This is a genomic window from Rouxiella chamberiensis, from assembly GCF_026967475.1.
Classification (GTDB): domain Bacteria; phylum Pseudomonadota; class Gammaproteobacteria; order Enterobacterales; family Enterobacteriaceae; genus Rouxiella; species Rouxiella chamberiensis.
The window spans coordinates 3,412,658-3,431,003 of the sequence record NZ_CP114058.1 but is presented as its reverse complement, the minus strand read 5'-3'; the positions used below and the strand labels follow the sequence as shown (position 1 = coordinate 3,431,003).

General features: G+C 54.2%; 9 protein-coding genes, 4 pseudogenes and 1 riboswitch. Of the genes and pseudogenes, 6 read left to right on the top strand and 7 right to left on the bottom strand.

The features are described from left to right. The first annotated feature begins 97 nt into the window (after positions 1 to 97). From rplJ to rpoC, 4 genes and pseudogenes are all read left to right on the top strand, one after another. Positions 98 to 605: pseudogene (gene rplJ, locus O1V66_RS15875) on the top strand (50S ribosomal protein L10). A gap of 70 nt (positions 606 to 675) precedes the next feature. Then, a complete protein-coding gene (gene rplL / locus O1V66_RS15870; RefSeq protein ID WP_012004743.1) occupies positions 676 to 1,041 on the top strand; it encodes a 50S ribosomal protein L7/L12 in 366 nt (121 codons plus the stop codon). 333 nt (positions 1,042 to 1,374) lie between these two features. Beyond that, complete coding sequence (rpoB, locus tag O1V66_RS15865) at positions 1,375 to 5,403, top strand: DNA-directed RNA polymerase subunit beta (protein ID WP_045049836.1); 4,029 nt, start codon at positions 1,375 to 1,377, stop codon at positions 5,401 to 5,403. A 157-nt stretch (positions 5,404 to 5,560) separates the two neighbouring features. Next, positions 5,561 to 9,780 (top strand): annotated as a pseudogene (gene rpoC, locus O1V66_RS15860) (DNA-directed RNA polymerase subunit beta'). A gap of 161 nt (positions 9,781 to 9,941) precedes the next feature. On the opposite strand, the pseudogene thiH reads toward rpoC, so the two are convergent. The 7 genes and pseudogenes from thiH to O1V66_RS15825 all read right to left on the bottom strand — a co-directional run bounded on the left by thiH (position 9,942) and on the right by O1V66_RS15825 (position 16,272). Then, a pseudogene (gene thiH / locus O1V66_RS15855) lies at positions 9,942 to 11,085 on the bottom strand (2-iminoacetate synthase ThiH). Continuing rightward, entirely contained in the window at positions 11,082 to 11,855 is a 774-nt protein-coding gene (locus O1V66_RS15850) for a thiazole synthase (protein WP_045049833.1), read from the bottom strand. The pseudogene thiH and the gene O1V66_RS15850 overlap by 4 nt, the downstream one beginning before the upstream one ends. Before the next feature lie 3 nt (positions 11,856 to 11,858). Beyond that, a complete protein-coding gene (gene thiS, locus O1V66_RS15845; RefSeq protein WP_045049832.1) occupies positions 11,859 to 12,059 on the bottom strand; it encodes a sulfur carrier protein ThiS in 201 nt (66 codons plus the stop codon). Further along, positions 12,056 to 12,806, bottom strand: a pseudogene (locus O1V66_RS15840) (HesA/MoeB/ThiF family protein). The gene thiS and the pseudogene O1V66_RS15840 overlap by 4 nt, the downstream one beginning before the upstream one ends. Then, entirely contained in the window at positions 12,796 to 13,452 is a 657-nt protein-coding gene (gene thiE / locus O1V66_RS15835; RefSeq protein ID WP_045049830.1) for a thiamine phosphate synthase, read from the bottom strand. The pseudogene O1V66_RS15840 and the gene thiE overlap by 11 nt, the downstream one beginning before the upstream one ends. Continuing rightward, complete coding sequence (gene thiC, locus O1V66_RS15830) at positions 13,449 to 15,332, bottom strand: phosphomethylpyrimidine synthase ThiC (RefSeq protein WP_187329844.1); 1,884 nt, start codon at positions 15,330 to 15,332, stop codon at positions 13,449 to 13,451. The genes thiE and thiC overlap by 4 nt, the downstream gene beginning before the upstream one ends. A 206-nt stretch (positions 15,333 to 15,538) precedes the next feature. Next, positions 15,539 to 15,666: riboswitch (TPP riboswitch) on the bottom strand. 87 nt (positions 15,667 to 15,753) lie between these two features. Next, positions 15,754 to 16,272, bottom strand: coding sequence for an Rsd/AlgQ family anti-sigma factor (locus tag O1V66_RS15825; protein ID WP_045049828.1), 519 nt, complete (start codon positions 16,270 to 16,272; stop codon positions 15,754 to 15,756). A gap of 104 nt (positions 16,273 to 16,376) precedes the next feature. Between O1V66_RS15825 and nudC the strand changes: the two genes are divergently transcribed. Beyond that, entirely contained in the window at positions 16,377 to 17,153 is a 777-nt protein-coding gene (gene nudC, locus O1V66_RS15820) for an NAD(+) diphosphatase (RefSeq protein WP_045049827.1), read from the top strand. A gap of 124 nt (positions 17,154 to 17,277) precedes the next feature. Next, a complete protein-coding gene (gene hemE / locus O1V66_RS15815) occupies positions 17,278 to 18,345 on the top strand; it encodes a uroporphyrinogen decarboxylase (protein ID WP_045049826.1) in 1,068 nt (355 codons plus the stop codon). Position 18,346 lies beyond the last annotated feature (1 nt).

Here is an 18,346-nt window from a genome sequence, read left to right as displayed (position 1 = left end):
TCTCTGCTCACCGTGTTTGAACGCTTATTTCCGATCCCGGTTATAAGTGATGTGAGTTCCGGGGATTTTCCCCGGCTAAATCCAGGAGCTAAAGCTAATGGCATTAAATCTTCAAGACAAACAAGCGATTGTTGCTGAAGTCAACGAAGTAGCCAAAGGCGCGCTGTCTGCGGTTGTTGCGGATTCCCGTGGCGTTACTGTAGATAAAATGACTGAACTGCGTAAAGCAGGTCGTGAAGCTGGCGTTTACATGCGTGTTGGTTCGTAACACCCTGATGCGCCGCGTCGTTGAAGGTACTCCATTCGAGTGCCTGAAAGACACGTTTGTTGGTCCAACCTTGATCGCGTTTTCTCATGAACACCCAGGCGCTGCTGCCCGTTTGTTCAAAGATTTCGCGAAAGCGAACGCTAAGTTCGAGGTTAAAGCTGCGGCCTTTGAAGGTGAGTTAATCCCAGCTGGTCAAATCGATCGCCTGGCAACTCTGCCTACTTACGATGAAGCAGTTGCACGCCTGATGGCAACCATGAAAGAAGCCGCTGCTGGCAAATTGGTTCGCACACTGGCTGCTGTTCGCGATCAGAAAGAAGAAGCTACTGCTGCTTAATCAGCAACTTCCTTTCTTGTCACGTTTCGCTTACGTATAAACTATTTCTGTTTTCTAGGAACAAATCTAAATGTCTATCACTAAAGACCAAATCATTGAAGGCGTTGCAGCTCTGTCTGTAATGGAAATCGTAGAACTGATCGCTGCGATGGAAGAGAAATTCGGCGTTTCTGCTGCTGCTGTTGCTGCTGGCCCTGCTGCCGCTGCTGAAGCTGTAGAAGAAAAAACCGAGTTTGACGTTGTACTGAAAGGTATCGGCGCAAACAAAGTTGCAGTAATCAAAGCTGTACGTGGCGCAACTGGCCTGGGCTTGAAAGAAGCTAAAGACCTGGTTGAATCTGCACCAGCAGCTCTGAAAGAAGGCATCAGCAAAGACGACGCCGAAGCACTGAAAAAAGCTCTGGAAGAAGCTGGCGCTGAAGTTGAAGTTAAATAAGCCACTGCTTTCTGAGTGCAGTCAGTTTTAATTAACTGACTGATGGCTGGTGACTTTTTAGTCACCAGCCTTTTTGCGCTATAGAGTGTCAGTGGTGTTTCACACTGTTTGACCACTGAACCACTCCAATATTTATTTCTATCTACCTACTTAATATATTGCCGCCGCTTGCTCTGGCTCATCCAGGGATAATGCGCAACGAAATGATTTAAGAGCGATAGAAACGAGTATTGCGGAAAGTATTTCGCTTTCCGATCGACAGAAATGGTGTTGCATGAACTGTCCATCCGGGCAGACAAGATTGGGTCACTGATCAGCGAGCTGAGGAACCCTATGGTTTACTCCTATACCGAAAAGAAACGCATCCGTAAGGATTTTGGGAAACGTCCACAAGTTCTGGATATTCCTTATCTCCTTTCTATCCAGCTTGACTCGTTCCAGAAGTTTATCGAGCAAGACTCGGAAGGCCAGCACGGTCTGGAAGCAGCATTCCGTTCCGTATTTCCTATCAAGAGCTACAGCGGAAACTCTGAGCTGCAATACGTTAGCTACCGTCTCGGTGAGCCGGTGTTCGACGTTAAAGAATGCCAGATCCGCGGTGTAACGTATTCCGCGCCACTGCGCGTGAAACTGCGTCTGGTTATCTACGAACGCGAAGCACCAGAAGGTACGGTCAAAGACATCAAGGAACAAGAAGTCTATATGGGCGAAATTCCGCTCATGACCGAAAATGGTACCTTTGTGATTAACGGTACTGAGAGGGTTATCGTATCTCAGCTTCACCGTAGTCCAGGTGTGTTCTTCGACAGCGATAAGGGTAAAACCCACTCGTCGGGTAAAGTGCTGTATAACGCACGTATCATTCCTTACCGCGGTTCCTGGCTGGATTTCGAGTTCGACCCGAAAGACAACCTGTTTGTACGTATCGACCGTCGCCGCAAATTGCCAGCGACCATCATTCTGCGTGCACTGAACTACACCACAGAACAGATCCTTGACCTGTTCTTTGACAAGGTTATCTATCAGATCCGCGACAACAAGTTGCAGATGGAACTGATACCTGAGCGCCTGCGCGGTGAAACAGCTTCCTTCGATATCGAAGCTGAAGGCAAAGTCTATGTTGAAAAAGGCCGCCGCATCACTGCACGTCATATTCGTCAGCTTGAAAAAGATGACATTCAGCGCATCGAAGTTCCTGTCGAGTACATCGCAGGGAAAGTCGTTTCCAAAGACTACATCGATACCAATACCGGTGAGCTGATTGTCCCTGCGAACATGGAATTGTCTCTGGATCTGCTGGCGAAACTGAGCCAGGCCGGTCACAAGACCATCGAAACGCTGTTCACCAACGACCTCGACCATGGCGCCTACATGTCCGAGACCGTGCGTGTCGACCCAACCAACGATCGCCTGAGCGCGTTGGTCGAGATCTACCGCATGATGCGTCCTGGTGAGCCGCCAACGCGCGAAGCTGCCGAAAGCCTGTTCGAGAACCTGTTCTTCTCCGAAGATCGCTACGACCTGTCTGCTGTTGGTCGTATGAAGTTCAACCGTTCTCTGCTGCGTGATGAAATCGAAGGTTCAGGCATCCTGAGCAAAGACGACATCATTCAGGTAATGAAAAAGCTGATCGGCATTCGTAACGGCATCGGCGAAGTGGATGACATCGACCACCTCGGCAACCGTCGTATTCGTTCCGTTGGCGAAATGGCTGAAAACCAGTTCCGCGTAGGTCTGGTTCGTGTCGAGCGTGCAGTTAAAGAGCGTCTGTCTCTTGGCGACCTTGACACCCTGATGCCTCAGGACATGATCAACGCCAAGCCGATTTCGGCGGCGGTGAAAGAGTTCTTCGGCTCAAGCCAGCTTTCACAGTTTATGGACCAGAACAACCCGTTGTCCGAAATCACGCACAAGCGTCGTATTTCTGCATTGGGCCCGGGCGGTCTGACCCGTGAACGTGCCGGCTTTGAAGTTCGAGACGTACACCCGACCCACTACGGTCGCGTATGTCCAATCGAAACACCGGAAGGTCCAAACATCGGTCTGATCAACTCCTTGTCCGTGTACGCACAGACCAACGAGTATGGTTTCCTTGAAACACCTTACCGCCGTGTGCGCGATGGTGTGGTGACCGATGAGATTAACTACCTGTCTGCAATTGAAGAGGGTAACTTCGTTATCGCCCAGGCGAACACCAACCTGGACGAAGAAGGCCACTTTGTTGAAGACCTGGTCACCTGTCGTAGCAAAGGCGAATCAAGCCTGTTTAGCCGCGACCAGGTTGACTATATGGACGTATCTACCCAGCAGATCGTATCCGTTGGTGCTTCACTGATTCCATTCCTGGAACACGATGACGCCAACCGTGCATTGATGGGTGCGAACATGCAACGTCAGGCTGTACCTACTCTGCGCGCCGACAAGCCGCTGGTTGGTACTGGTATGGAACGTGCTGTAGCGGTTGACTCCGGTGTTACTGCCGTTGCCAAACGTGGCGGTACCGTTCAGTACGTGGATGCCTCCCGTATCGTTATCCGTGTCAACGAAGACGAGATGTACCCGGGCGAAGCAGGGATCGACATTTACAACCTGACCAAGTACACCCGTTCCAACCAGAACACCTGCATCAACCAGATGCCTTGTGTGAATCTGGGTGAGCCAATCGAGCGCGGCGACGTGCTGGCAGATGGCCCATCAACGGATCTGGGCGAACTGGCACTGGGCCAAAACATGCGCGTCGCGTTCATGCCTTGGAACGGTTACAACTTCGAAGACTCCATCCTGGTGTCCGAGCGTGTTGTTCAGGAAGACCGATTCACGACTATCCACATCCAGGAACTGGCCTGTGTGTCCCGCGACACCAAGCTGGGGCCGGAAGAGATCACGGCCGACATCCCGAACGTGGGTGAAGCGGCACTGTCCAAGCTGGATGAGTCAGGTATCGTTTATATCGGTGCAGAAGTGACCGGTGGCGACATTCTGGTTGGTAAGGTAACGCCGAAAGGTGAAACCCAGCTGACCCCGGAAGAGAAGCTGCTGCGCGCCATCTTCGGTGAGAAAGCGTCTGATGTTAAAGACTCTTCTCTGCGTGTGCCAAACGGCGTTTCCGGTACGATTATCGACGTGCAGGTCTTCACCCGCGATGGCGTGGAAAAAGACAAGCGTGCGCTTGAAATCGAAGACATGCAGCTGAAGCAGGCGAAGAAAGACCTGACTGAAGAGCTGCAGATTCTGGAAGCCGGTTTGTTCTCGCGTATCCATTCCGCGCTGGTTGCCGGTGGTATTGAAGCCGAGAAGCTTGCAAAACTGCCACGCGATCGCTGGTTGGAACTGTCTCTGACCGACGAAGAGAAACAAAACCAGCTGGAACAGCTGGCCGAACAGTACGACGAACTGAAGTCAGAGTTTGAGAAAAAACTCGAAGCCAAGCGTCGTAAGATTACCCAGGGCGATGATCTGGCACCAGGCGTGCTGAAAATCGTCAAAGTGTATCTGGCCGTTAAACGTCAGATTCAACCGGGTGACAAAATGGCCGGCCGTCACGGTAACAAAGGTGTTATCTCCAAGATCAACCCGATCGAAGATATGCCTTACGATGCAGACGGCACGCCTGTCGACATCGTACTGAACCCGCTGGGTGTACCGTCACGTATGAACATCGGTCAGATTCTCGAAACCCACCTGGGTATGGCTGCGAAAGGTATTGGTGAAAAAATCAATGCTATGCTGAAGAAACAGGAAGAAGTTTCCAAGCTGCGCGAGTTCATCCAGCGTGCGTACGATCTGGGCGACGATGTCCGTCAGAAAGTGGATCTGAGCACCTTCTCCGACGACGAAGTGCTGCGTCTGGCAGAAAACCTGAAAAAAGGTATGCCAATCGCGACACCTGTCTTCGACGGTGCCAAAGAGACTGAAATCAAGCAACTGCTTGAGATGGGCGGAATTCCGTCTTCAGGCCAGATCACACTGTTTGACGGCCGTACCGGCGAGCAGTTCGAGCGCCAGGTTACTGTCGGCTACATGTACATGCTGAAACTGAACCACCTTGTTGATGACAAGATGCACGCGCGTTCTACCGGTTCCTACAGCCTCGTTACTCAGCAGCCGCTGGGTGGTAAGGCGCAGTTCGGTGGTCAGCGCTTCGGTGAGATGGAAGTGTGGGCACTTGAAGCATATGGTGCCGCGTATACCCTGCAGGAAATGCTGACCGTGAAGTCCGATGACGTTAACGGCCGTACCAAGATGTATAAAAACATCGTGGATGGCGATCATCGTATGGAACCGGGCATGCCGGAATCCTTCAACGTATTGTTGAAAGAGATCCGTTCCCTGGGTATCAACATCGAGCTGGAAGACGAGTAAGTTTGCACCCAATATTTCGAGTTGCAGGAAGGCGACCAGCGCGCCTGCAACTTGAAGTATGCAAAGCATACTCGCATTCACACTGGTCACAGGGGCACCTGCCTGTATACCATTCAGACCAGGTGCCTAACAGGTCTAACCCGACGGGAGCCAATCCGTGAAAGACTTACTAAAGTTTCTGAAAGCGCAAACTAAGACCGAAGAGTTTGATGCGATCAAAATTGCTCTGGCATCGCCAGACATGATCCGTTCTTGGTCTTTTGGTGAAGTTAAGAAGCCAGAAACCATCAACTACCGTACGTTCAAGCCAGAACGTGACGGCCTTTTCTGTGCCCGTATTTTCGGACCGGTAAAAGATTACGAATGCCTGTGCGGTAAGTACAAGCGTTTGAAACATCGCGGTGTTATCTGCGAGAAGTGCGGCGTTGAAGTCACGCAGACCAAGGTACGCCGTGAGCGTATGGGTCACATCGAGCTGGCCTCACCGACTGCGCACATCTGGTTCCTGAAATCCTTGCCATCGCGCATCGGTTTGCTGCTGGATATGCCACTGCGTGACATCGAACGTGTTCTGTACTTCGAATCCTATGTGGTTATCGAAGGCGGCATGACCAACCTCGAAAAACGCCAGATCCTGACTGAAGAGCAGTATCTTGACGCGTTGGAAGAGTTTGGTGACGAGTTCGACGCCAAGATGGGTGCGGAAGCTATTCAGGCCCTGTTGAAAAACATGGATCTGGAAGCCGAGTGCGAGCAGCTGCGTGAAGAGCTGAACGAAACCAATTCCGAAACCAAGCGCAAGAAGCTGACCAAGCGTATCAAGCTGCTGGAAGCGTTCGTACAGTCTGGCAACAAGCCAGAGTGGATGATCCTGACCGTGCTGCCTGTACTGCCGCCAGACTTGCGTCCATTGGTTCCGTTGGACGGTGGCCGTTTCGCAACGTCTGATCTGAACGATCTTTATCGTCGCGTGATCAACCGTAACAACCGTTTGAAACGCCTGCTTGATCTGGCTGCGCCAGACATCATCGTGCGTAACGAAAAACGTATGCTGCAAGAAGCGGTAGATGCCTTGCTGGACAACGGTCGTCGCGGTCGTGCGATCACCGGTTCCAACAAGCGTCCGCTGAAATCTCTGGCAGACATGATTAAAGGTAAACAGGGTCGTTTCCGTCAGAACCTGCTGGGTAAACGTGTCGACTATTCAGGTCGTTCCGTTATCACCGTAGGTCCATACCTGCGTCTGCACCAGTGTGGTCTGCCGAAGAAAATGGCTCTGGAACTGTTCAAACCGTTCATCTACGGCAAGCTTGAGCTGCGTGGTCTTGCTACCACCATCAAAGCCGCCAAGAAGATGGTCGAGCGCGAAGAAGCGGTTGTCTGGGATATCCTGGACGAAGTGATCCGCGAACACCCGGTACTGCTGAACCGTGCACCAACCCTGCACCGTTTGGGTATCCAGGCGTTTGAACCTGTTCTGATCGAAGGTAAGGCAATCCAGCTTCACCCGCTGGTTTGTGCGGCATACAACGCCGACTTCGATGGTGACCAGATGGCAGTACACGTTCCGCTGACGCTTGAAGCCCAGCTGGAAGCGCGTGCCCTGATGATGTCTACCAACAACATCCTGTCACCTGCGAACGGCGAGCCAATCATCGTTCCTTCACAGGACGTTGTATTGGGTCTGTACTACATGACCCGTGACTGTGTTAACGCCAAAGGCGAAGGCATGGTGTTGACCGGACCTAAAGAAGCCGAGCGCGTTTACCGTGCCGGTCTTGCCTCTCTGCATGCTCGCGTAAAAGTGCGTATTACAGAAGAGATCAAGAACACTGAAGGCGAAGTGACTCACCGTACCTCGATTATCGATACGACTATCGGCCGCGCCATCCTCTGGATGATCGTTCCTACGGGTCTGCCGTACTCTATCGTTAACCAGCCGCTGGGTAAAAAGCTATCTCCAAAATGCTGAACACCTGTTACCGCATTTTGGGCCTGAAGCCGACCGTTATCTTTGCTGACCAGACCATGTACACCGGTTTTGCCTACGCTGCCCGTTCAGGCGCATCGGTAGGTATCGATGACATGGTTATCCCTGCCAAGAAAGCAGAGATCATCGAAGAAGCGGAAACCGAAGTTGCCGAGATTCAGGAGCAGTTCCAGTCCGGTCTCGTAACCGCAGGCGAACGTTACAACAAAGTGATCGATATCTGGGCCGCCGCCAACGAACGTGTTGCGAAGGCCATGATGGAAAACCTGTCCGTAGAAGACGTTGTCAACCGTGACGGCGTAGTCGAGCAGCAGGTTTCCTTCAACAGTATCTTCATGATGGCCGACTCCGGTGCGCGTGGTTCAGCCGCACAGATTCGTCAGCTTGCCGGTATGCGTGGTCTGATGGCCAAGCCGGACGGCTCCATCATCGAAACGCCGATCACCGCGAACTTCCGTGAAGGTCTGAACGTACTCCAGTACTTCATCTCCACGCACGGTGCGCGTAAAGGCCTTGCGGATACCGCATTGAAAACGGCTAACTCCGGTTATCTGACTCGTCGTCTGGTTGACGTCGCGCAGGACCTGGTAGTTACCGAAGACGACTGTGGTACGCACGAAGGCATTCTGATGACTCCGGTCATCGAAGGCGGCGACGTTAAAGAACCACTGCGCGAGCGTGTACTGGGCCGTGTTACGGCTGAAGACATCCTCAAGCCGGGTACGGCGGACATTCTTGTTCCACGTAACACACTGCTTCACGAGAAGACGTGTGACCTGCTGGAAGAGAACTCTGTCGACTCCGTGAAAGTGCGTTCAGTTGTAAGCTGTGAAACCGATTTTGGTGTGTGTGCAAACTGCTACGGTCGCGACCTGGCACGTGGTCACATCATCAACAAAGGTGAAGCGATTGGTGTTATTGCAGCACAGTCAATCGGTGAACCAGGTACACAGCTGACGATGCGTACGTTCCACATCGGTGGTGCGGCATCTCGTGCGGCGGCAGAATCGAGCATTCAGGTCAAGAACACCGGTACTATCAAGCTGAGCAACCACAAGCACGTTACCAACGCTAACGGCAAACTGGTTATCACGTCTCGTAATACCGAGCTGAAACTGATCGACGAATTCGGTCGTACCAAAGAAAGCTATAAAGTGCCTTACGGCTCTGTAATGGGTAAAGGTGACGGTCAGGCAGTTAACGGCGGCGAAACCGTTGCCAACTGGGATCCGCACACCATGCCAGTCATCAGTGAAGTTGGCGGTTTCATCCGCTTCACCGACATGGTAGATACCCTGACCATTACCCGTCAGACAGACGACCTTACCGGTTTGTCTTCTCTGGTGGTTCTGGATTCAGCAGAACGTAGCGCCGGTGGTAAAGACCTGCGTCCAGCACTGAAAATCGTTGATGCCAAAGGCGACGACGTATTGATCCCGGGTACCGATATGCCTGCTCAATACTTCCTGCCGGGTAAAGCGATTGTTCAGCTGGAAGACGGGACTCAGATCCACCCGGGTGACACCCTTGCGCGTATTCCACAGGAATCCAGCGGTACCAAGGACATCACCGGTGGTCTGCCACGCGTAGCCGACCTGTTCGAAGCGCGTCGTCCGAAAGAGCCTGCTATCCTTGCTGAAATCAGCGGGATCATCTCGTTCGGTAAAGAGACCAAAGGCAAGCGTCGTCTGGTAATTTCTCCGTTGGATGGCAGCGATGCCTACGAAGAGATGATTCCTAAATGGCGTCAGCTGAACGTGTTCGAGGGTGAGGTTGTGGAACGTGGTGACGTCGTATCCGACGGCCCTGAGTCTCCACACGACATTCTGCGTCTTCGTGGTGTGCATGCGGTTACCCGTTACATCACCAACGAAGTGCAGGAAGTTTACCGTCTGCAAGGCGTTAAGATTAACGATAAACACATCGAAGTTATCGTTCGTCAGATGCTGCGTAAAGGTACCATCGTCAGCGCAGGCGGCACCGACTTCCTGGAAGGCGAGCAGGCAGAAATGTCTCGCGTTAAAATCGCCAACCGCAAGCTGGAAGCTGAAGGCAAAATCACGGCAACCTATAGCCGCGATCTGCTGGGTATCACCAAGGCATCCTTGGCGACCGAGTCCTTCATCTCCGCGGCATCGTTCCAGGAAACGACGCGTGTTCTTACCGAAGCTGCGGTTGCAGGTAAACGTGATGAACTGCGCGGCCTGAAAGAGAACGTCATCGTCGGTCGTCTGATCCCGGCCGGTACCGGTTACGCGTATCACCAGGATCGTGCCCGTCGTAAAGCTCTGGGCGAAGTGCCAGTTGTACCGCAGGTTAGCGCGGACGAAGCAACGGCAAACCTGGCCGAGCTGCTGAACGCCGGTTTTGGTAACAGCGAAGATTAATTCTTCCCGTTAACCAGCCAATAAAAAACCGCCTCTCGGGGCGGTTTTTTTACCTTTTATCTTGCACACTGCCACTCCGTTGGCCGTCCTCATTTCACCCGTCACTTACCGGAGAAAACCTCAGGGAGCCGCCTGACGGATGGATATCTGGCAATATGGGGTTAGAGCCTTCTGCCTAAATGCCGATCCCAATCTTTCCACACCGGTTGTAATCCTGCCTGAGTCAGCGCTTCGGCGACCCGTGCTGGTGGACGGTTGTCGTGCGGTTCAAACTGTTCCAGCTCTGGTTTATCATCCTCGGCATAGCCGCCGGGCTGCGTTTTGGAACCGGCGCTCACGGTCGTTATCGCTACAGGGATCACGTGATCACGGAAATAGGGCGATTCACGGGTCGATAAAGAGAGTTCAACATCAGGCGCAAATAGTCTGAAGGCGCAAATCAGCTGCACCAGCTGTTTTTCATCGAGTATCGATGCCGGTTCGATACCGCCCGCACAAGGACGTAAACGCGGAAACGCCACCGAATAGCGGCTTTGCCAATAGGTGTTTCTGCAAATAAAACAGATGCTCGGCCACCATGTAACTGTCGGTCCGCCAGTTATTCGACAAACCAAACAGCGCGCCCAGACCAATCTTGTCGATTCCGGCGCGTCCTAGACGATCGGGCGTTTCAAGCCGCCACAGGAAATCCTGCTTTTGCCCACGCAGATGATGCAGCGCGTAGGTGGGGGCATGATAGGTTTCCTGATAAACCAGCACCCCATCAAGACCCAGCGTTTTCAGCTCGGCATACTCATCCTGCTCCAGGGGTTGGACTTCAATCATCAACGAACTGAAATGACGACGGATCGCCGGGAAATGTCGTCTGAAATAATCCATGCCGACTTTGGTCTTGTGCTCACCCGTCACCAGCAGCAGATGTTTAAACCCCAGCGCATTCAGCGCCTCGCACTCTTTTTCGATCTCAATCTCGTCCAGCGTCTTGCGCTTTATCTTGTTGCTCATCGAAAACCCGCAATAGGTGCATTCGTTGGCACAAAGATTGGAAAGATAAAGCGGCGCAAAGAAACTGACCGTATTGCCGAAACGCTGGCGGGTAAGCTGCTGCGCCTTTTGCGCCATAGGCTCGAGATACGACAGGGCGGCAGGCGAGATAAGCGCCATAAAATCTTCACGGCTCACACGCGGGCTGTTCAGCGCCCGCTCGACATCCGCCGCCGTTTTGCTGTTGATGCGCAGCGAAATGTCATCCCAGTCCAGCGTTTTCCAGTGATCCTGAAAACCGGAGCCTTGATAATTTTTCATACCTGCACATTCTCCAGAAACTGGGTCAACGGGCTTGATGCATAGGCCTGTGCCGATTTACCTCCCAAGCCGCTGACCCGTGCCAGATGCCCCGCCTCCACGGCCAGTTTAAAGGCCTGCGCCATGGCGACCGGATTTCCTGCCACGGCAATCGCCGTATTGACCAGCACCGCATCGGCGCCGAGTTCCAGCGCTTCGGCGGCCTGACTGGGCGCGCCGATACCTGCATCGATAACCACCGGAACCTTGGCCTGCTCAATGATAATGCGCAGAAATTCGCGCGTTTGCAGACCCTGATTGGAACCGATAGGCGCACCGAGCGGCATGACCGCCGCACAGCCGACTTCCTCGAGGCGTTTGCACAGCACCGGATCCGCGCTGCAATAGGGTAAGACGACAAAGCCTTGTTTAACCAGCGCCTCGGCGGCTTTCAACGTTTCCACGGCATCGGGCAGCAGATATTTCAGGTCGGGATGGATCTCGAGTTTTACCCAGTGCGTGCCCAGCGCTTCACGCGCCAGTCGGGCGGCGAAAATCGCCTCTTCCGCCGTTTTCGCGCCGGAAGTATTGGGCAGCAGCCGTAAACCCAACTCCTCTAACGGGCGCAGTATATCGTCACCGCCGCGCTGCAAATCCACGCGTTTCATGGCCATGGTGACTAGCTGCGTCCCGGAAGCCACAATCGCCTGCTGCATCAATGCTGCGCTCGAGAATTTTCCGGTGCCGGTGAAAAGGCGTGAGGTAAAGGTGGTATCAGCAATCTTGAGCATGGGTCATCCTCCTGCAATGGCTTGAAATATCACGACGTTGTCGCCGTCTTCCAGTCGATGTTCCGCCCACTGCGGGCGGGGAACGATGACCTGATTGACCGCAAGCGCACTGCCGGACTGAGAGTGTTCGAGAAACGCCAGTAATCCGTCCAGCGTAATGGGAGCCTCGAACTGGTAATCACTGTCATTGACGGTAATGTTCATTGCGTGCCCCCGCACACCGGACAACCTGCCGATGGCGCAAGCTGCAAGGTGCGCCAGCTCTGCTGTTTGCCGTCGAAACAGCCGCAGTTTGCCGGAAAGCGGGCTGGCGCAACCCGCCAGCATCTTGATGGCTTCCAGCGCCTGAAGTGTGCCGATGACGCCGACCACCGGCCCCAATACGCCGGCAGTGCGGCAGTTGCGGGTCGGTGTATCGAGGTCAGGATAAAGACAGCGATAGCAGCCGTGCGCATAGGGCGGTTCAATCACCAGAAGCTGACCGCTAAAGCCCACGGCGCTGCCGCTTATCAGGGTTTTTCCGGCTTCGACACAGGCTTTGTTGACCGCATGACGAGTCGCCATGTTGTCGCTACAGTCCAGAACCAGATCCGCCTGTGCGACAATGGCCTGTAAATTGCCTTCGTCGAGTCGCGAGGTAAACACCTCGGTCCGACACAGCGGGTTCAGCTTGCCCAGCTCGCGCTGGGCAACTTTCGCCTTGTAGTCATCGGTATCGGCAGTACGATACAGAATCTGCCGCTGGAGGTTGGAGACGTGCAGGGTATCGTCGTCGGCCAGAAACAGCGTGCCGACGCCCGCCGCCGCCAGATAAAGCGCCGCCGGCGAGCCAAGACCGCCGAGTCCGACAATCAGCACCTTGCCCGCACGGATTTTTTCCTGCCCATCCATACCGATGTCTTCCAGCAGCAACTGGCGGCTGTAGCGCATAAATTCGTTGTCATTGAGCATGAGGATCATCCCGATAAGGGCAGAGTGCCAGTAACTGCCGCGTGGCCGCCTGCCAATCCGAAGCCTGAGTGATCGCGCTGACGACCGCGACGCTGCCGACGCCGCAGTCCATGACCGACTGAACGCGATCCAGACTGATGCCCCCAATCGCCACCGTTGGGAAACGGCCGCCAAGCTGGTGGACATGGTGTGCCAACTCCTGCAGGCCCTGCGGTGAAGACGGCATCTGCTTGGTTTGCGTCGGGAATACGTGTCCGAGGGCAATATAGGAAGGGCGCACGCTGACCGCCCGCGCGAGTTCCGATTCATCGTGGGTCGACACGCCGAGACGCAGCCCGGCGTCATGAATCGCCAGCAGATCGGTGTCATCGAGATCTTCCTGACCCAGATGAATACCGTAAGCACGATGTTTTACCGCCAGTCGCCAGTAATCGTTGATAAACAGCCGTGCGTCGGCCTCGCGGCCCAGTCTGATAGCCTCGATAATGGCGGGTTCAACCTCGGCGTCGGGCAAATCCTTGATTCGCAGTTGCAGCGTTTTCACGCCGACTTGCAGCAGACGACGCACCCATTCAAGGCTGTCGACGACCGGATAAAGGCCAAGATAGTAGGGAACTTTCGGGAATGCGGAGGCGGGGATCTTCATTTACCCACCTCGGCTTCGACGTTGTCCGCGGGATGGTAAAGTTCACTGCCCCGCGCGCGGAAGGTTTTCGACATTTCCAGCATGCCCGTTTCGACCACGTCGATAGGAATTGCCTTGGCTTCAAGCGCAGCGGCGTAATCGCGCACTTCCTGGGTAATTTTCATCGAACAGAATTTCGGCCCGCACATTGAACAGAAATGCGCGACCTTGCCCGACTCCTGCGGCAGGGTTTCATCGTGGTAGGCGCGGGCGGTGCCCGGATCCAGCGCCAGATTGAACTGATCTTCCCAGCGGAATTCGAAGCGCGCCTTCGACATGGCGTTATCGCGGATCTGCGCGCCCGGATGGCCTTTCGCCAGATCCGCCGCGTGCGCCGCTATCTTGTAGGTGATCAAACCCTGTTTGACATCTTCCTTGTTCGGCAGGCCGAGGTGCTCTTTCGGCGTGACATAGCAAAGCATCGCGCAGCCGAACCAGCCTATCATCGCCGCACCAATGCCGGAGGTGAAGTGATCGTAACCGGGGGCGATATCCGTGGTGAGCGGCCCGAGGGTATAGAACGGCGCTTCGTGGCACTTGTCCAGCTCTTCGGTCATGTTGCGGCGGATCATCTGCATCGGCACATGGCCCGGCCCTTCAATCATCACCTGCACGTCATATTCCCAGGCGATTTTGGTCAACTCGCCCAGCGTTTTCAGCTCGGCAAACTGCGCTTCGTCATTGGCATCCTGAATGGAGCCGGGACGCAAGCCGTCGCCCAGCGACAGCGAAACATCGTAGGCGGCGCAGATTTCACAGATTTCACGAAAATGCAGATACAGGAAACTCTCTTTGTGGTGCGACAAACACCATTTCGCCATGATTGAGCCGCCGCGCGACACGATGCCGGTTAATCGTTTGGCGGTCATTGGCACATAGCGCAGTAAAACGCCCGCGTGAATGGTGAAATAGTCGACGCCTTGCTCGGCCTGCTCCAGCAGCGTATCGCGGAACATCTCCCAGTTCAGGTCTTCCGCCACGCCGTTCACTTTTTCCAGCGCCTGATAAATCGGCACCGTGCCGATAGGCACCGGACTGTTGCGCATAATCCATTCACGGGTTTCGTGAATATAGCGACCCGTTGACAGATCCATTACGGTATCTGCGCCCCAGCGCGTTGACCACACCAGTTTTTCCACTTCCTCCTCGATGGACGAGGTCACGGCGGAGTTCCCGATATTGGCATTGATCTTCACCAGAAAGTTGCGGCCAATGATCATCGGCTCGGATTCGGGGTGATTGATATTGGCAGGAATAATCGCCCGGCCGGCGGCCACTTCGTCACGAACAAATTCGGGGGTGATATTTTGCGGCAGGTTGGCACCAAAGCTTTCGCCCGGATGTTGCTGTAGCAGCACTTCGCCACGGATACGCTCGCGGCCCATGTTTTCGCGCAGCGCAATATATTCCATCTCTGGCGTCACAATACCCTGACGCGCGTAGTGCAGCTGGGTCACGCATTTCCCGGCCTTGGCCTTGCGCGGTCTTGGCAGATGTTCGAACCGCAGATGGTCTAGACCTTCATCGGCCATGCGCTGCTGGGTAAAACCGGAGCTGACCTGCGGCAGTTCTTCCGTATCCTGACGGGCGGCTATCCAGCTGGCGCGTACCTTGTCGAGACCGCGATGCACATCGATTTTTGAATCAGGATCGCCGTAGGGGCCTGCGGTGTCATAAACCGGGATCGCTTCATTGTCTTCAAATTTGGGATCCTCCTTGCTGCCGCCGATCATGGTCGGGCTGAGCTGGATCTCGCGCATCGGCACCTGAATATCGGCGCGGCTGCCCTGAAGATAAATACGTTTGGAGTTCGGGAAGGCGACACCTTGCAGGCTGTCGATAAAAGCCTGCGCTTCGGCGCGTTGCTGACGGCGGTTGCTGGTTTTTTTACCGACGGGGTCGGCTGTTCAGGGGTGTTCGACATAGCAAATTCCTCGTGATTAGCGAAAGGGAAAATTGCTTGTCAGGAGGTTTACGGCGGGAGTAAGCGTGTATCTGAATCTTGTCGCGCTTCGTATAAAGAGAAAGCGGCGAGAAAAGCCAAACGCAATTAATTACTCTTGTTCCCTTCGCGGGTACTAACCCGATCAGGTTCCGCGGATCCCGAATTAACGGTCTCAGCCTGGTAAATTCCCGATAAATCAGGGTTTACGCTAGGCACTCCGACAAGAATGGGCCTGCATGTGCAGGCCGTTTAAGAAACCTCAATATACGAGGCTGATTCTAAAACACAACCCTTTGCAGGGTTTTTCGGCAAAACTGTTAAGCAGGTCGTACTATGGCTTCGTCGTTTGCAACAGGCGGCAAGGATTCGAATTTAGAGGCCATCGCCACCATAATGAGTTGATCTTCAAGCTCGAAACGGGCATCGAGCGCTTCGCCGATATCAGACAGGGCGTAGTTGAAGGCAAAGATGTCTTCGTCTTTGAATTCGGTTTCGGTATAGCTGTCGTGGAATGCCATGATGGTTTCCGTATTGGCTTCCAGCGCAGGGAAAATTCTTGCGGCGGCCTGCTGGGCAATCACGGCTTGGGTGCCATCGACTTCTTCAACTATCCTGTGATAGAGGTGGAAGTGACCGGCAGAAAGGTAATCAACCAGATGGTGACAAAAACTGTCCAGGGCCTTTTCGTTAAGCGGGATATGAGTTTCTTTATTTGGTTTCAGCCCAACAAGCGTAAGGTAGGAAACCAGAAGTTCTTTACGTGCGTGTAGCCATTGATCGACTAGCTCATTACTGCCGCCAACGCGTTGGGTCAGCCTTTCGAGACGAGTTAACATGGTTGACTCCGTGAGTATGTTTTTAAATTCATCAAAGGTTAAAGCTTACTAAAGTAACTTTTTCTTCCAGACTGTCAGTGTAGTCGAGGTTAGGCAACAACAACATGGAAATCCAGATAACAGATCAACACAGCGGCTGGTGGATAGTCAGCTATGAAGGCAAATTGTGGTTACCGGAAGGATCTTTGCCGAACGGATCCGCCAGCGCATTTTCGCTCGCGGGCAACATTGGCCGACAGATTGGCGAGTGGCAGGGTGAACCTGTCTGGATGATCCGCAAAAGCATGAAGGATCATATGCTTTCTGCGCGACAATTACTGGATCAGGATCGCGAATTATTCCAATTGGTCGGCCGTGGCGTGCAACTTTCCGAGTTCTATCGGTCACATAAGTTCTGCGGGTATTGCGGGCATGAAATGCACGTCAGCAAAACCGAATGGGCCGCACTTTGCGGACATTGTAAAGAACGGTATTACCCGCAAATTGCCCCGTGCATCATCGTCGCCATTCGGCGCGGCGACGAAATTCTGCTCGCGCAGCACGTCCGTCATCGCGGAGGTGTTCACACCGTGCTGGCCGGTTTTGCCGAAGTGGGTGAAACGCTGGAAGAGACCGTCGCCCGCGAAGTGATGGAAGAGAGCAATATCAAGGTTAAAAACGTCCGCTACGTCAGCTCCCAGCCGTGGCCGTTCCCGAATTCGCTGATGATGGCATTTATGGCCGATTACGACAGCGGCGAAATACGGCATGATCCCAAGGAGTTGCTCAATGCCGGCTGGTATCGCTTCGATGCCTTGCCGCTGCTGCCCGCCGTCGGCACCATCGCCCGTCGTTTGATAGAAGACACGGTGGTTCTGTGCCGCGCAGAGGGAGATTCCTAGGCCCGACGTGCTACAATGTCCGCCTTATTTTTAGGCACCTGACCTTTGTCGAAAGAGGTCAGGTCGCCGTTATGGGCTCGATATGCCCACAAAGATCAGCAGATTATTAAGGATCTTGCCTAGAATGAACGAGTTAAAGAACGATCGCTACCTGCGCGCGCTGTTACGCCAGCCCGTTGATGTCACCCCGGTCTGGATGATGCGTCAGGCAGGCCGCTATTTGCCGGAGTATAAAGCGACGCGTGCCCAGGCGGGCGATTTCATGTCACTGTGCAAAAATGCCGAGTTGGCCTGTGAAGTCACGCTGCAACCTTTGCGCCGCTATCCGCTGGATGCCGCGATCCTGTTCTCGGATATTCTGACCATCCCCGACGCAATGGGTCTGGGTCTCTATTTCGAAGCGGGCGAAGGTCCGCGTTTCGCTTCGCCGCTGACCTGCCATGCCGACGTAGCCAAACTGCCCATTCCCGATCCGGAAGGCGAGCTGGGTTATGTGATGAACGCGGTGCGCACCATCCGTAAAAACCTCAAGGGCGAAGTGCCGCTGATCGGTTTTTCGGGCAGTCCGTGGACGCTTGCGACCTACATGATTGAAGGCGGCAGCAGCAAGGCCTTTACCAAAATCAAGAAGATGATGTATGCCGAACCGGCTACGCTTCATCTGCTGCTCGACAAACTGGCCGACAGCGTCATTCTGTATCTGAATGCGCAGATCAGGGCCGGTGCCCAGTCGGTGATGGTGTTTGACTCGTGGGGCGGCGTATTGACGGGCCGCGACTATCTCGAGTTCTCCCTGAACTACATGCACAAGATTGTCGATGGGTTAATCCGTGAAAACGACGGTCGTCGCGTACCGGTTACGCTGTTCACCAAAGGCGGCGGTCAGTGGCTGGAGGCGATTGCGGCCACCGGTTGTGACGCGCTGGGGCTGGACTGGACCACCGATATCGGCGAAGCCCGTCGTCGCGTAGGTGACAAAGTGGCTCTGCAGGGCAACATGGATCCGTCTATGCTCTATGCTTCACCGGCGCGCATCGAAAGTGAAGTCGAGACGATTCTGGCCAGCTACGGTCAGGGTAACGGACACGTCTTCAACCTCGGTCACGGCATCCATCAGGATGTTCCGCCAGAAAACGCCGGTGCCTTTGTCGAGGCAGTGCATTCGCTGTCTCGTCAGTACCACGAAGCTTGAT

What these genes read in the sequence shown, in the direction of transcription:
- thiS (WP_045049832.1), bottom strand. Translation starts at nt 12,059, where the DNA reads ATGAACATTACCGTCAATGACAGTGATTACCAGTTCGAGGCTCCCATT.
- nudC (WP_045049827.1), top strand. Translation starts at nt 16,377, where the DNA reads ATGGAAATCCAGATAACAGATCAACACAGCGGCTGGTGGATAGTCAGC.
- rpoB (WP_045049836.1), top strand. Translation starts at nt 1,375, where the DNA reads ATGGTTTACTCCTATACCGAAAAGAAACGCATCCGTAAGGATTTTGGG.
- rplL (WP_012004743.1), top strand. Translation starts at nt 676, where the DNA reads ATGTCTATCACTAAAGACCAAATCATTGAAGGCGTTGCAGCTCTGTCT.
- O1V66_RS15825 (WP_045049828.1), bottom strand. Translation starts at nt 16,272, where the DNA reads ATGTTAACTCGTCTCGAAAGGCTGACCCAACGCGTTGGCGGCAGTAAT.
- O1V66_RS15850 (WP_045049833.1), bottom strand. Translation starts at nt 11,855, where the DNA reads ATGCTCAAGATTGCTGATACCACCTTTACCTCACGCCTTTTCACCGGC.
- thiE (WP_045049830.1), bottom strand. Translation starts at nt 13,452, where the DNA reads ATGAAGATCCCCGCCTCCGCATTCCCGAAAGTTCCCTACTATCTTGGC.
- hemE (WP_045049826.1), top strand. Translation starts at nt 17,278, where the DNA reads ATGAACGAGTTAAAGAACGATCGCTACCTGCGCGCGCTGTTACGCCAG.